This window comes from Ruegeria discodermiae, assembly GCF_030758345.1.
Taxonomy (GTDB): Bacteria; Pseudomonadota; Alphaproteobacteria; order Rhodobacterales; family Rhodobacteraceae; genus Ruegeria_C.
Map to the genome: position 1 here is coordinate 67,175 of NZ_JAVAMO010000017.1, position 13,765 is coordinate 80,939.

Consider the following 13,765-nt stretch of genomic DNA (forward strand, 5'->3'; position numbering starts at 1 on the left):
TCAAAAATCAGCAATAACTATTGTGACCTCGTTGCGATGGTCTGATCCAAGGGAGGAAACCATGATCACCAATTTTACCCGTCGTGCGGCCATCGCGTCGCTGGCTGCCCTGGGGCTGGCCGCCGGCATCGCGGCACCCGTTTTTGCTGCTGACAAGATCACATTGCGGATGGCGACATCTGGTTCGGAAACGGATCAGCGTTCGGTGGCAATGGCCGACGTATTTGCGCCGATGGTGGCCGATTTCGTAGACTACCAACCCAGCTATAACGGCACGATCTTCGCGCAGGGCACCGAGCTTGACGCGATCAGCCGGGGCAATCTGGAAATGTCGATTACCTCGGCGCAGGAACTGGCGCAGTTCTTCCCCGAGTTTTCGATTTTCACGGCAGGTTATGTCCATCAGGACGCAGACCATCAGGTGGCCGTGTTCAACGATCCTCTGATGGACGCGTTCAAGGAAACAGTTGAAAACGACCTTGGCGTAAAGCTCCTCTCGGTCATGTATCTTGGTCGCCGCCAAGTAAATCTGCGCCAGCCCAAAGAAGAACTAACCGTCAGCACACCGGCGGATCTGGCGGGTGTGAACCTGCGGATGCCCGGCACAGACGCCTGGCAATTCCTTGGCAAGGCACTGGGCGCGGCACCTACTCCGATGGCCTTTTCCGAAGTCTATACCGCCCTGTCGACCGGTGCCGTCGATGGGCAGGACAACCCACTGCCAACGGTCGTTGATGCGAAATTCTACGAAGTGACCAACCAGATCGTTCTGACTTCGCATTTGGTGGACCTGAACTACATCGCGATCGGAAAAGAAGTCTGGGACGGGCTGACACCTGAGCAGCAGGAGGCGGTTCAGAAAGCCGCTGATGCCGCTGCCGAATCCGGCCGTCAAAAGCAGCTCCAGAAGGAGGCCGACCTTGTCGCCTTCCTCGAAGAGCAGGGTTTGGCCGTCTACGAGCCCGACCTAACCGAATTCCGCAACCAGGTTCAGTCGATGTACCTCGACAGCGAGTTTGCTGAGACCTGGCCGGAGGGTGTCTTGGACAAGATCAACGCGCTCGGCAACTAAGCCATACCGGCACGATCAGGAGGGAGAACAGCCATGAAAACATTCATCAGGGGGTTCTCCCGACTTGCAGAGGCTATTGCCGGCGGCATGCTGGCGGCAATCTTCGCGATCTTTCTTTTGCAGATATTGCTTCGCTATTTCTTCACGCCTGCCGGATGGACGCTTGAACTGATCGGCATCCTTTGGGTCTGGGTGATCTTCTTTGCCTGCGCCTTTGTCGTGCGCGAGCAAGATCATGTGAAATTCGACATCATTTATCTTTCAGTGGGCAAACGGACCCGGCAGATTTTTGCGCTGATCGCAGCAGCGGCTATCGCCATCGGCATGCTTTATACGTTCCTGCCGACCTGGGACTACATCGAGTGGATGAAAATTCGCAAGACTACCACCGTGCGAAACCCTTTCACTGGCGCCAAGATCCCCATGCGGGATGTGTTCTCGATCTACGCGGTATTCATCCTCGCGGTCGCGGCACGCTACGCCTGGCTGTTCTTTGACGTGTTGCGCAACGGACCCCCGAAAACCGAATTGGAGCTTGTCGTCGAAGCGGTTCACGAGGCTGAGCAGGATGAAGAGGGAGATGCGAAATGAGCTTCGAACTCCTCACATGCCTGCTCACTCTGTTTCTGCTCGCTGGTGTCGGAACGCCTATCGGATATTCGATCCTGCTGGCCTCTGTGGCGTATCTTGGCGTTGCCGGGCTGGACGTGGCCCTTGCTGGTGAAAAGATCCTTCAGGGCTTCTACAAAAGCACGATCCTTTTGGCGGTCCCATTGTTCATCGTTGCAGCGAATATCATGAATGCGGGCTCGATCACCGACCGGTTGCTTAACTTCTGTGTCGCCGCAGTCGGACGCTTCAAGGGCGGCCTGGGCCATGTGAATGTGGTCGCCTCGCTGATCTTTTCGGGGATGTCGGGATCTGCCGTGGCTGATGCCGCCGGGATCGGAAAGATCATCATCGAGATGATGACCAAGGACAATCGCTATAGCCGGGGTTACGCGGCGGCGATTACAGCGGCCTCTGCCACCATTGGTCCGATCATCCCGCCGTCGATTCCAATGGTTCTCTATGCGCTGGTGTCGAAAGCCTCGATCGGATCGCTGTTTCTTGCGGGGATCCTGCCCGGTCTGATCATGGGCGCTGTACTGATGGCGATGAACACCTATCTCGCCGGAAAGCGGGGCTTCGCCATCGAAGACCCGGTTCCGCTGCGGGAATTGCCTGCCAAGACCGCCAACGCCTTTCCCGCACTGCTAATGCCCGCGATCCTGCTCTACGGCATCTATGGCGGCGTTACGACCCCAACCGAAGCGGCGGCCGTCGCGGCGTTCTATGCGCTGATGCTAGCAGCGATGTTCTACCGCGCGATTACGCTGGGCGGTCTCTATCGAGTCTTTGTCGACAGTGCGCGGTCTTCCGCTTCGGTGGGCATCGTGATCGGTGGCGCTTTCATCCTGAATTTCATCGTTATTCAGGAACAGATTCCGCAATCTATCTCGGCGATGCTGGAAGGTGCGGATATCAGCCCGATCGTCTTCCTTATCCTCGTCAATATCCTGATCCTTTTGCTGGGTTGCGTGCTGGACGCTACGACGATCATTCTGGTGATCGTGCCGCTGTTCATTCCAACCTGCGAGGCACTCGGAATCGATCTGGTGCATTTCGGAGTGCTGGTTGTTGTCAATTCCATGATCGGCTTGATCACCCCGCCTTATGGCATCCTGCTTTTCGTGATCAATGCAGTCACGGACATCCCGCTCCGCGAGATCATTGCCGAAATCTGGGCCTTTCTCGCAGTCCTGATCGTTGCCCTGCTCGCCATGCTGCTTATGCCCGAACTCGTTCTCTGGCTGCCGCGTGTCTTCGGCTATCAGGGATGATCGGCGAGGTTGGGTATGGCAGGGCTGTCCATCGCAACGACGTCGGTTCCCGGTGACCTGATGACGAAACTGGATGTAATTGCTGCATCCGGTTTCAGCGGAATCGAGCTTTACGAGCCTGACCTTACCGGGTTTCCAGGTCGTGCGGCGGAGGTTGCGGGCAAGGCCCGCGATTTGGGCCTGTCCATAGATGTTCTTCAACCCTTCCACGAATTCGAAGGTCTGGCCGGTGCCGAACGCGCGGCTGCGTTCATCAGGCTCGACCAGAAACTTGCCCTGATGCAGGCGCTTGGCGCCAAAACGTTACTTGTCGGGGCCAACACCCGCGCCAATGCGTCACCGGACCGGGATACACTTGTGGCAGATCTTTCAGAGCTGGCAGACCGGGTCGGCAATTCCGGGTGCCGCGCCGCTTTCATCGCGCTGCCATGGGCGGCGCATACCCGAACAGAGATGCAGGCGCTGGATCTGATTGAGGCTGTAGACAGTCGGCATCTGGGGCTCGCGCTGAATTCCTATTTCGCGCTGGCTGACGGCTCGCAGGCCGCCCGTCTGCGCGACATTCCCGGCAATCGCGTCTTTCACGTTCAATTGTCGGATGCCCCTGTCATCGATGTCGATATCTCACAGCTCAAAAGCCATTTCGGCCTGTTGCCGGGGCAGGGCGGACTGAACCTGCAAAGTTTTGTCCGGATCGTGGCACGTGCGGGATACAAAGGCCCGTGGTCACTGGCGCGGATAGGTTCAAGCGCCGGGGACAGTCGCGACACATACGCAAGGGACGGTTACCGCGCCCTTGTTTCGTTGCTCGACGAGGTCGCACAACGCGAACCCGCCCTGCCGCGCCCACTATGTGATCTTCCGCCGCGCGTCTATCCGACCGGTGTGGAGTTCATCGAGTTTGCCGTAGACGAAGCCGGGAACCGTTCGCTCACACAGCTTCTGCGCAGCATGTCCTTTCGCAAAGAGCGCAAGCATATATCGAAGTCTGTCGAGCTTTGGCGACAGGGCGCCGTCAACATTGTCGTCAATTCTCAGACCACGGGATTTGCGGCGCAAGCCCTGTCAGAGCATGGGCCCTGCGTCTGCGACATGGGATTGCGCGTGAAGGATGCCGAACAGACTGTCGCCCGCGCCATGCAACTTGGCGCGCCCGCCTTCTCGCAGCCGGTTGGTTCGGGTGAACTGGACATCCCTGCCATCCGGGGTGTCGGCGGTACGGTGGTGCATTTCATCGATGAAAAATCCGATCTGCATCGGGTCTGGGATATCGAATTTGACCCGGTGCCAAAGGACGCTGCCCCGCAGCCGGCCGGGCTCAGGCGGATCGATCATGTGGCGCAGACCATGCGCTATCAAGAGATGCAAAGCTGGTTGACCTATTACACCTCAACCTTCCAGATGGAAAAGGCCCGGGTCATCGACGTCGCGGACCCGTCCGGCGTTATCCTCAGTCAGGCGCTGGCCAGTCCCGACGGAGAGGTTCGACTCAATCTCAATGGGGCGGGTCAGCGGCGGACGATTGCTGGCGCTTTCCTTGCCGATGGTTTCGGTGCGGGTATCCAGCATATCGCTTTCTCCACGGATGACATTTTTGAGACCTCAGACCTATTGGCTGCGGCGGGCTTTGAACGGCTGCCGATCGCGGACAACTACTACGACGATCTGCAGGTTCGACACGGCCTGTCAGATGCATTCATCGCCAGCTTGCGCGCAGGACACATCCTCTATGACTGCGAGGGGCAGGCCGAGTATTTCCAGATCTACAGCAGGCCGATCTTCAACGGCTTCTTCTTTGAAATCGTGCAGCGCAAGGGCGGCTACCAGGGGTACGGCGCGCGGAATGCGCCGATCCGGCTGGCGGCTCAAATGCATCTGAGCAAAGCAAAGGTATCCGCATGAGCGACGACGCGCAGGCCGTCCGCCGTTGGTGGCGCACATCCATCATCGACATGAAACCCGGTCATATCGCCTTTCGCGGACGCCCGATCGAGGAGCTGATCGGTAAAGTGGGTTTTGGTCAGATGATCTGGCTCATGACCCGCGGCGATCTGCCGTCGGCGGAACAGGCCGCGTTGCTGGAATGCGCTCTGGTTGCAGGCGTTGATCACGGACCGCAGGCACCCTCCATCGCGGCGGCGCGGATGGCCGCGACCTGTGGCGTCGGACTCAACAGCGTTATGGCCACCGGCGTCAACATGCTGGGTGATGTTCATGGCGGCGCAGGCGAGCAATGCGCCGAGCTCTATCTGGACATCGCAACGCGGCTGGACCAGCGGGGTGATCTGGCTGCAGCCACGCGCGACGGCATCGCGGATTGGCGGAAGACTTATGGCAAGATTGTCTCTGGGTTCGGGCACCGCTTTCACAAGCCTGTCGATCCCCGCGCGCCACGCCTGATGGCGCTTGTCCGAGAGGCTGCGGCTGCGGGTGTCGTCACCGGACAATTCGCCGAGATCGGCGAAGCGGTACAGGCCGAGATCGGCGCGCAGCGCGGCACCCCGATTGCCATGAACATCGATGGCGCGACAGCAGTGATCTTCTGCGAGCTGGGTTTTCCGCCGCCTCTTTCGCGCGGGCTGTTCTGCCTAAGCCGCTCGGTCGGCGTGTTGGCGCATGGATGGGAACAGATGCAGCAGGGCGGGCGCAACAAGGGGCCTATGCCGCCGGCATATTTGCCGGAACACCAACCACAGGAGAGCAATGGGTGAGACGCCGAAATCCTTCCGGGTCGGCCTGATCGGGACAGGCCGCATAAGTGACATCTATCTGACAACGCTAGGCAAATACCCGCAGGTCGATATTGTGGCCTGTGGATCGCTCGATCTTGAGGAAAGCCGCGCGAAGGCCCAAAGATACGGCGTACCCCGCGTCGCAGCGCCGCAAGAGATCCTGGCCGATCCCGATATCGACGGCATTTTGAATCTGACCATTCCGGCCGCGCATGCGGATGTGTCGATGGCGGCGCTTGAAGCGGGCAAGCATGTCTACTCCGAGAAGCCCTTGGTTAGCGATCTGGCCGACGGGCAGCGCATACTCGATCTGGCCACCGTGCAGGGCCTGTGCGTCGGCAACGCGCCCGACACTTTCCTCGGGGTTCGTTGGCAGACCCTGCGCAAACTGCTTGACGAGGGCCGCATTGGTACCCCTACCGGCTGCGCCGCCTTTGTCGGCACGCATGGCACAGAGCGGCACAATCCAAACCCCGATTTCTACTATCAGACCGGTGGCGGTCCGATGTTGGATCTGGGGCCCTATTATTTGACGGCAATGGTCTTTCTGCTCGGCCCCATCGCGCGCGTAGCGGGCATGGCCAACCGCGCCTTTGACCGCCGGATGATCGAAACCGGCCCACGCAATGGAGAATGGATGGCAGTTGAGGTTGATACCCATGTGCAAGGTCTGCTGGAATTTTCCAACGGTGCCGCCGGGACCATCACGATGAGCTTTGACATATGGGACAGCGAAATGCCTCGGTTCGAAGTCTACGGCACCGAGGGCACGATCTGCATTCCTGATCCGGACCCGGTGCATGGCGCCAACATCTTTCAGGGCGAGGTCTGGTACCGCACCCGCGATACGGCGCGCTGGACCCATCAGCCCCGCCCGGCAGGTCGCGATACCTGGCAGATTGCCGACACGACCCACGGCCTGAACGAAGACAGCCGTGGCATCGGTCTGATCGAAATGGCCGACGCGATCGCAAAGGGCCGGGTCCCGCGATGTTCCGGCGCGCTCGCCTATCACGTGTTGGAGGTAATGACGGGAATTCTGCAAAGCCCAGCCAGCGGTCGGTATGTGACGATCAACTCCCGTCCGCCGGTGCCGGACATCCTGCCAGAGAATTTTCCCGAAAGCTGACCCATGACCATTGAAACCATAAATATCGGGGACCCGTTCTTTGCCATCCGGATCATAACGGATGAAGCGGTTCACAAGATAGCTGACAAGACGATCGCGCTGAACCTGGGCGCTCATCCGATCCGGATCCGCCAGCAGAGCCTCGGGCCGCTGCAATCGGCGATCGTGCAAAACACTGAATTGGAGCGGATCGAGCATGCGGTTCTGATCAACGGCTTCGCCCGGCATAGGGATGAAGTCGCGCTAATGAGTCGGATCCGCGCGACTTGGCCGACGGCTTTTGAGGTGCGTGCCGAGGAGCGTCTGCGCGGTATCGAGCACTACATGTCCCCAAAGGTCTGGGTTGGACAGGTCGGCCTTACGCTATATCACGCTGCTTCGGTTCCGCTGAATGTCGGATTGCATCGTGATCACCCCTTCTGCCCGGTCCCGGGCTTTCGCGAGGTGCACACCCAGATCATGGGCATCGGTAAGATGCAGCAATGCCGCGAGCGCGATATTGCGACGCTCTATCTCGAAGAACCGATGGCCCCCGGCAGCACCCACCGACCGATGTATGACGAGCACGGCAATTTCCCCTGGCACCAGTTCGAAACGATCACGCCATCGGTGTTCATGGCCGTCGAAATGCTGCCCGACGGCGTTACACCTCCGCAGTGAAGGAGCCCGCGATGAGAGAAACAGAGATGCTGCTTCCTAAGACATTCGACCTGGACGGCCCGTTCCCCCAGCTATCGCGCCGATTGCGCCTTGGCGTGGTGGGCGGCGGGCGCATTTCGGTCATGCAGGCCACCGCCGCCCGGCTTACAGATCGCTGGGAGGTGGTCGCGGGTGCCTTTTCATCCGACCCGGCGCGGGCCAGGGCCGCCGCCGCCGCGTGGCATCTGCCCGAAGATCGCTGCTACGCTTCGTTCGACGACATGGCGCAGGCCGAAGCTGCGCGGCCTGACGGTGTTGATGCGGTGATGATCACCACGCCAAACCATGTGCATTTCGCTGCCGCGCGGGCCTTTCTGGACGCGGGCATAGATGTCCTTTGCGACAAGCCGCTGACCAACGAGGTTTCGGAGGCCGAAACGCTTGTGGAGCTTACCACGCAAACCAGCTGTGTATTCGGGGTCTCTTACGTCATGTCCTGTTTCCCGATGATCCGCGAGGCGCGCGCTATCGTGGCGGCGGGTGGTATCGGTTCCATCAACCAGATTCACGTGGAATTCATGCAGGATTGGATGACACCGAAAGAGGTTGCCGACGCGCCGCATGTGCAATGGCGTTTGGACCCGAAGAAATCCGGGCGCACATCCTGTGTCGGCGATATCGGCACCCACGCAGCGCATCTTTCGAGCTTCGTCACAAATCTTGCACAGACCGATCTGCGGGCCGAGTTTCATGTCTGTGGAGCACCGAAACCTCTGGAGGACACGGTCTTCGCCTGGACACGCCACAATGGAACCGTGCCCGGAACGCTGATGGCCACCCGTCTTGCACCGGGGAACCGGGGCGGGCTCCGGCTGCGGGTATTTGGCTCCGAAGGCGGGTTGGAATGGGATCTGGAGGATTGTGAGCGGCTGAGATTCAATCGCTTTGGTGAACCGGATCGGATTATCTCGCGCGGTCAAGGGCACGGGGTTTCGGCACGGACCGAGCGGTTGGTCCGTACTGCGCGCGGCTTTCCCGAAGGCATCATCGAAGCCTGGGCCAATCTCTATACGGAATTTGCCATGGCCGTCGCTGCCCGCCGCGACGGGCGCGACGTGGACACGGGTTGGCTCGACCTGCCGCGCGTTGCCGAAGGAGCCACTGGCGTACGGTTCATCAATGCATGCGTTCGCTCGAATGATGCGGGTGGGGCTTGGGTATCTCTTGGCAGATAAAATGACGATTTACAAAACATCTGATATTTTTTATAACTTAGGAGAATAACGACTCAAGACACCGGAAGCTGGGGACAATGCCTGACAGTCAGACAACAAGAGAAGGCGGGCCGATCTATTCGCTTGCTCATCTGACGCTGATCAATTGTACCCCGGCTGAGCTTGTATACGTGGCTGCCCGTGCGGGGTATGACGCGGTCAGCCCACGGTTCATTACGATGAACGTTCCTGGCGAGTTCGACCATCACCCACTTGATAAGGCGCAGGTGCAGGCCACCCGAACCGCTCTGGCAACCACTGGCCTGACGGTGCTCGATGTGGAACTTGCTCGGATCACCGAGGATTGCGATCCACGCGATTTCATCCCTGCGCTGGAACTGGGTGGCGAGCTGGGCGCGCGCCATATGATCATGTCGGCATGGACTACACGACGCGATGACCGGAATTTCCTGTTGGATGTCTATGCCGAGACCTGCGATCTGGCCGTGCCCTACGGGATAACCATCGATCTGGAGTTTCCCTCTTTTTCGCGCCTGCGCACCCTGGATGAAGTGCTTGATATCGTGCGCGCGGCAGACCGGCCCAATGGTGGTATTCTTGTCGATACGCTCTACCTGCATCTGTCTCGGGTCGATCTGGGTGAGCTGTTGCACGTCCCGCCCGAATGGCTGCACTTCCTGCATATCTCTGATTGCCTGCCGGGGATCGCCGACACCCGTGAAGGCATGGTGCAACTGGCCCGCGATGCCCGCCTCTATCCGGGTGAGGGGTGGATCGATTTCGCTGGAATCATCGAGCGCTGCCCGCCCATGAACTATTCCATCGAGCTTCCCAATCAGAGCCGGGTCGAGGAGCTTGGTTATGAAGAGCATGCCCGCCGCTGTCTGACCCATGCCAAACGGACCTTCGGGCCCGCCCGCTCCAAGCGTCGCGAGATCACCCACCTCGCAGCTTGAACCATTATATCAGAACACCAGCAAGGACGCCGCACATGGCACGAGAATTGACCGAAGACGAACGCAATCTGGCCGAGGATTTGCTGGCCCGCGCCCGCACCGCCATGGCCGAGATCGAAGACTGGAGCCAGGACCGGCTCGACCGCCTCAGCCAGGCGATCGCCTGGTATGCGGGCAACGAAACGAGCTTTACCCGACTTGCCCAGCAAGGTGTCGATGAAAGTGGCATCGGCGATCGCCAAGGCCGTCCCGCCAAACGGTTCAAGATCCATATGGTCCTGCGCGACGTATTGCGTACCCCCTCGACGGGCATTGTTGAGACCGACGAAGCGCGTGGTCTGGTCAAATATGCCAAACCCGCCGGTGTCATCGCCTCGCTCATTCCGATGACCAATCCGGCGATGACACCGCCGGTGACTGGCGTGTCTTCTGCCAATGCACGCAACGCTGTCATTTTCTCGCCGCATCCCCGCACAGCAAAAACGACCTACGAGATGACCGAACTGATGCGCGCCGCTTGCAAGGCCGCTGGCGCGCCCGAGGATCTATTCCAGGCGATCCGTCACCCTTCGATTCCACTGACCCAGTACTTGATGAGCCGCGCTGACCTGACACTCGCCACGGGTGGCAAGCCCATGGTGCAGGCAGCCTATTCAAGCGGCAAACCGGCTTATGGTGTCGGCGCTGGAAATTCATCGATTGTGATCGACGAGAGCGCCGATATCGATATTGCCGCACGGAATACCCGGATATCAAAAACGTCGGATTTCGGGTCGGGTTGCTCGGCAGATGGCAACATCATTATTCAGCGTTCTATCTACGAGCAGATGGTCCAGGCACTTGTTGCCGAAGGCGGTTATCTGTGCACTGAAGAGGAAAAGGCCCTGCTGGAACAGGCGATGTGGGATGCCAAAGGCAACCGCACGTTCCCAACCATTGCTTGTCGACCGCAACAAACAGCGGATGTTGCCGGGTTCTCTATCCCTGAAGATCGGACATTTCTGATGGTCGAAAATCAAGGTCAGATCGGGTCCGAGCACAAGTTTTCGAAAGAGAAGCTCACAACTCTCATGGCGCTTTATCACTTCGAGACGTTCGACGATGCGCTCGATATCGTGGAGGCCATCTATGACACTGGCGGCAGAGGCCATTCTTGCGGAATCTACTCGCATAACGACGAGAATATCGACCGGCTGGCTCGTCTTGCGCCGGTCAGCCGAATGATGGTGCGGCAGCCGCAATCTAAGGCCAACGCTGGCGCCTGGACGAACGGGATGCCGATGACCTCCAGCCTTGGTTGCGGGATCTGGGGCGGCAACATTACCAATGAGAACGTCACGATGAAGCAAATGATGAACTACACGTGGGTCAGCCGCCCGATCCCCGAGGACCGGCCATCGGAACAGGAACTGTTCGGTGAGTTTTATGGACAAGAGGTGGCGTGATGGATGGCTCAAAATTGGACGGCAAAACCGTCGCGGAACATATCGTTGATTTCCTTGAACGCCGCGAGGTGCAGCATGTGTTCGGCCTGTGCGGCCACACCAATATCGCTGTGCTTGCCGCTTTGGCCGACAGCCCGATCGACTTCGTCACCGTCCGCCACGAACAAATCGCCAGCCACGCAGCCGATGCCTATGCACGCGTGCAGGGCAGGGCGTCGGTGGTGCTGTCGCACCTATCTCCCGGGTTGACGAATTGCGCCACCGGCGTCGCCAACGCAGCGCTCGATTGCATTCCGATGGTGGTGATCGCGGGCGACGTCCCGACGCACTACTATGGCAAGCACCCCCATCAGGAGGTCAATCTGCATGCGGATGCTGCCCAGTGGGAAATCTATCGTCCCTTCGTAAAACGGGCTTGGCGCGTGGACCGTGCCGACCTGATGGCGGACATACTTGAAAAGGCATTCCACCTGGCCGAAAACGGGCAGCCCGGACCGGTGTTGGTCAATGTGCCAATGGACATATTCTCGGAGGTGATCCCTGCCGATACGTTCGAGCGGGTAGCCCAGAATACGAAGGTCTTGAAAAAACCATCGATCGACGACGACACTGCGCGCGAAATCGTTGAGACGCTGGCCGACGCGAAAAACGCGGTGGCCTATGTGGGTGGCGGCATTCTGTTAGCGCAGGCCTCTGAAGAGCTGGCGAGCTTTGTTGAGCATATGGGCCTTCCGGTTGCCCACAGCCTCATGGGCAAGGGCGCGCTGCGCGACGACCATCCGCTTGTTATGGGTATGACAGGCTTCTGGGGGACATCACTGGTCAATCAGTCCTGTCTGAATGCGGACACTATTTTTGCGATTGGTACCCGCTTCAAGGAGGCCGATTGTTCCAGCTGGTACCCGGGCTACACCTTCAACATCGGCGGTATGGATGACAGCACAAAGGTGATCCATATCGACATCGAGTCACAGGAGATCGGGCGCAATTACCCGACCAAGATTGGCGTGGTGGCAGATGCCAAAGCCGCGTTGCGAGTCCTGGTCCGCGTGGCGAAAGAGATGTATCCGGACGGCTTTGATCGCGCAGCAAAAAGGGCCGAAATCGCGGACTTCCGGGCAAGCTACAAGAAAAGCAACCGCGAGATGGCGGAAAGTGTGGCCTTTCCGATGATGCCCGAGCGCATTCTTGCGGACACCCGCAAAGCGCTGCCCGATGACGCTATCATCACCACCGATGTGGGCTGGAACAAGAACGGTGTTGGTCAACAGTTCGACATTCTGACGCCCGGATCAATCCTAACCCCCGGCGGTTTTGCCACCATGGGGTTCGGCCCCCCCGGTGCGATCGGCGCGAAACTCGCGGCGCCCGAACGTGTGGTCATCAGCCTCGTCGGCGATGGCGGGTTCGGACAGAATCCATCGATGCTTGCCACCGCCGTGGAGCTTGATCTGGGCATCATCTGGCTGGTGATGAACAACAACGCGTTCGGCACCATCGCTGGCCTTCAAAAGGCGCATTATGGGCTGACCTATGGAACCACCTTTCCCGGCACGGCGGAGGCGCCTACCAACGGTCCAGGCTATGCCGAGATCGCGCGGGCATATGGGGCTGAAGGCGTCCGGGTCAGCTCTGCAGATGACCTGCTTCCCGCGCTTGAAGCCGCGATCGCAAGCGGAAAGCCCACCGTTCTTGATGTCCCGATGATCAACAACCCGACGCCTACGACGGGTCACTGGAATATCCTTGATATCTATTCACCCGACAAGGATGTCAGCCACGTCTCGACCTAAGAGCCTGTGCATCTCAGAGCAGACATTCTGCGATTGGATGCACCCAGCAAACACCTTCTGGAAGGTTCCGCCATGTACACGAACATCCTGATCCCCATCGCACTGGACCATGAATATGATGTGCAACGGACCATAGAGACTGCGCGGCGGCTGATGGCAAAGCCCGGTAAGATCACTCTCGTCGCGGTGCTTGAAAATGTCCCTGCTTATGTCGCCGAATACGCGACCGTGAAACCCGCCGACCATGTCCGGGCGGAGATCGAGCAGCGCCTTCGTGCTTTGGCAACGGGCCAGAACCACATCGATGCCGCCGTGCTGTCGGGCAAACCTGGGGTCACGATCCCCGATCTGGCGGCAGAAACCAGCGCCGACCTGATCGTCATCAATTCCCACAGGCCTGGTGTCGAGGATTACTTTCTTGGCTCCACGGCTTCTCGTGTGGTTCGTCGCGCGCCGTGTTCGGTGCTGGTTCTGAGGTAAGTTGCGGCATCGGGAAACCTCGGAGGTGCATTGACTGCTCGGTGTTTGCGCTTCCAGGACGCGTGGTCCCGACCGAGCCGCCTTCGAGCACTCACACCTGAAAGCCAGAAAAAACAAATACTAAGCCAAGTTCTCTACCTTGCTGAGGTCAGGAGGATTTGTGGTCATTCTTTCTGCCATGGACGTGACTTACAGCCACCATGAATAAGTATGCCATATCAATATACAAATCACATAGCTGTTAACAGTGGTACCTTAACGACATCGCAATGTGTTCAGGACCCCAGCACATCTGGTGGAAGCGGTGTCGGGGTTGATCGACGAAACGCAGCGTGTCGCAGGTTAAGAAAGACCTGCTGCCGAGGAACAAAAACTGGAGGAAATATGTCCCTATTCCAGAC

General features: G+C 59.0%; 12 protein-coding genes. All 12 read left to right on the forward strand.

Annotated elements, in window-relative coordinates; all coding sequences use genetic code 11:
• Nucleotides 1-61 precede the first annotated feature (61 nt).
• The 12 genes from dctP (at nucleotide 62) to Q5Y75_RS23815 (ending at nucleotide 13,364) form a co-directional block, all read left to right on the forward strand.
• Nucleotides 62-1,072 carry a TRAP transporter substrate-binding protein DctP gene (gene dctP / locus Q5Y75_RS23760; protein ID WP_306202201.1) on the forward strand — a complete coding sequence of 337 codons (1,011 nt, stop codon included), beginning with the start codon at nucleotides 62-64 and terminating at the stop codon, nucleotides 1,070-1,072.
• A 33-nt stretch (nucleotides 1,073-1,105) separates the two neighbouring features.
• Complete coding sequence (locus Q5Y75_RS23765; protein WP_306202203.1) at nucleotides 1,106-1,663, forward strand: TRAP transporter small permease; 558 nt, start codon at nucleotides 1,106-1,108, stop codon at nucleotides 1,661-1,663.
• Nucleotides 1,660-2,955 carry a TRAP transporter large permease gene (locus Q5Y75_RS23770; protein ID WP_306202205.1) on the forward strand — a complete coding sequence of 432 codons (1,296 nt, stop codon included), beginning with the start codon at nucleotides 1,660-1,662 and terminating at the stop codon, nucleotides 2,953-2,955. The genes Q5Y75_RS23765 and Q5Y75_RS23770 overlap by 4 nt, the downstream gene beginning before the upstream one ends.
• 15 nt (nucleotides 2,956-2,970) lie before the next feature.
• Nucleotides 2,971-4,857, forward strand: coding sequence for a bifunctional sugar phosphate isomerase/epimerase/4-hydroxyphenylpyruvate dioxygenase family protein (locus Q5Y75_RS23775; protein ID WP_306202207.1), 1,887 nt, complete (start codon nucleotides 2,971-2,973; stop codon nucleotides 4,855-4,857).
• Nucleotides 4,854-5,666 (forward strand): citryl-CoA lyase, encoded by an 813-nt coding sequence (locus tag Q5Y75_RS23780; RefSeq protein ID WP_306202209.1) that lies wholly within the window; start codon nucleotides 4,854-4,856, stop codon nucleotides 5,664-5,666. Before Q5Y75_RS23775 ends, Q5Y75_RS23780 begins: the two co-directional genes overlap by 4 nt.
• Nucleotides 5,659-6,816: a Gfo/Idh/MocA family protein gene (locus Q5Y75_RS23785; protein WP_306202211.1), complete on the forward strand. Its 1,158-nt coding sequence runs from the start codon at nucleotides 5,659-5,661 to the stop codon at nucleotides 6,814-6,816. The genes Q5Y75_RS23780 and Q5Y75_RS23785 overlap by 8 nt, the downstream gene beginning before the upstream one ends.
• Before the next feature lie 3 nt (nucleotides 6,817-6,819).
• Nucleotides 6,820-7,476: a hypothetical protein gene (locus tag Q5Y75_RS23790; RefSeq protein WP_306202213.1), complete on the forward strand. Its 657-nt coding sequence runs from the start codon at nucleotides 6,820-6,822 to the stop codon at nucleotides 7,474-7,476.
• A gap of 11 nt (nucleotides 7,477-7,487) precedes the next feature.
• Nucleotides 7,488-8,690 (forward strand): Gfo/Idh/MocA family protein, encoded by a 1,203-nt coding sequence (locus Q5Y75_RS23795; RefSeq protein WP_306202215.1) that lies wholly within the window; start codon nucleotides 7,488-7,490, stop codon nucleotides 8,688-8,690.
• Between the two features lie 77 nt (nucleotides 8,691-8,767).
• The gene (locus Q5Y75_RS23800; RefSeq protein ID WP_306202217.1) at nucleotides 8,768-9,646 is read left to right on the forward strand and encodes a sugar phosphate isomerase/epimerase family protein; all 879 of its coding nucleotides are present in this window, start codon (nucleotides 8,768-8,770) and stop codon (nucleotides 9,644-9,646) included.
• A gap of 35 nt (nucleotides 9,647-9,681) precedes the next feature.
• The gene (locus tag Q5Y75_RS23805) at nucleotides 9,682-11,091 is read left to right on the forward strand and encodes an aldehyde dehydrogenase family protein (protein ID WP_306202219.1); all 1,410 of its coding nucleotides are present in this window, start codon (nucleotides 9,682-9,684) and stop codon (nucleotides 11,089-11,091) included.
• Entirely contained in the window at nucleotides 11,091-12,884 is a 1,794-nt protein-coding gene (locus Q5Y75_RS23810; protein WP_306202221.1) for a thiamine pyrophosphate-binding protein, read from the forward strand. The genes Q5Y75_RS23805 and Q5Y75_RS23810 overlap by 1 nt, the downstream gene beginning before the upstream one ends.
• Before the next feature lie 72 nt (nucleotides 12,885-12,956).
• Nucleotides 12,957-13,364: a universal stress protein gene (locus Q5Y75_RS23815; protein ID WP_306202223.1), complete on the forward strand. Its 408-nt coding sequence runs from the start codon at nucleotides 12,957-12,959 to the stop codon at nucleotides 13,362-13,364.
• Nucleotides 13,365-13,765 lie beyond the last annotated feature (401 nt).

Coding starts and splice junctions, on each gene's coding strand:
- dctP (WP_306202201.1), top strand. CDS start 62: ATGATCACCAATTTTACCCGTCGTGCGGCCATCGCGTCGCTGGCTGCC.
- Q5Y75_RS23800 (WP_306202217.1), top strand. CDS start 8,768: ATGCCTGACAGTCAGACAACAAGAGAAGGCGGGCCGATCTATTCGCTT.
- Q5Y75_RS23805 (WP_306202219.1), top strand. CDS start 9,682: ATGGCACGAGAATTGACCGAAGACGAACGCAATCTGGCCGAGGATTTG.
- Q5Y75_RS23795 (WP_306202215.1), top strand. CDS start 7,488: ATGAGAGAAACAGAGATGCTGCTTCCTAAGACATTCGACCTGGACGGC.
- Q5Y75_RS23810 (WP_306202221.1), top strand. CDS start 11,091: ATGGATGGCTCAAAATTGGACGGCAAAACCGTCGCGGAACATATCGTT.
- Q5Y75_RS23780 (WP_306202209.1), top strand. CDS start 4,854: ATGAGCGACGACGCGCAGGCCGTCCGCCGTTGGTGGCGCACATCCATC.
- Q5Y75_RS23790 (WP_306202213.1), top strand. CDS start 6,820: ATGACCATTGAAACCATAAATATCGGGGACCCGTTCTTTGCCATCCGG.
- Q5Y75_RS23815 (WP_306202223.1), top strand. CDS start 12,957: ATGTACACGAACATCCTGATCCCCATCGCACTGGACCATGAATATGAT.
- Q5Y75_RS23775 (WP_306202207.1), top strand. CDS start 2,971: ATGGCAGGGCTGTCCATCGCAACGACGTCGGTTCCCGGTGACCTGATG.
- Q5Y75_RS23785 (WP_306202211.1), top strand. CDS start 5,659: ATGGGTGAGACGCCGAAATCCTTCCGGGTCGGCCTGATCGGGACAGGC.
- Q5Y75_RS23770 (WP_306202205.1), top strand. CDS start 1,660: ATGAGCTTCGAACTCCTCACATGCCTGCTCACTCTGTTTCTGCTCGCT.
- Q5Y75_RS23765 (WP_306202203.1), top strand. CDS start 1,106: ATGAAAACATTCATCAGGGGGTTCTCCCGACTTGCAGAGGCTATTGCC.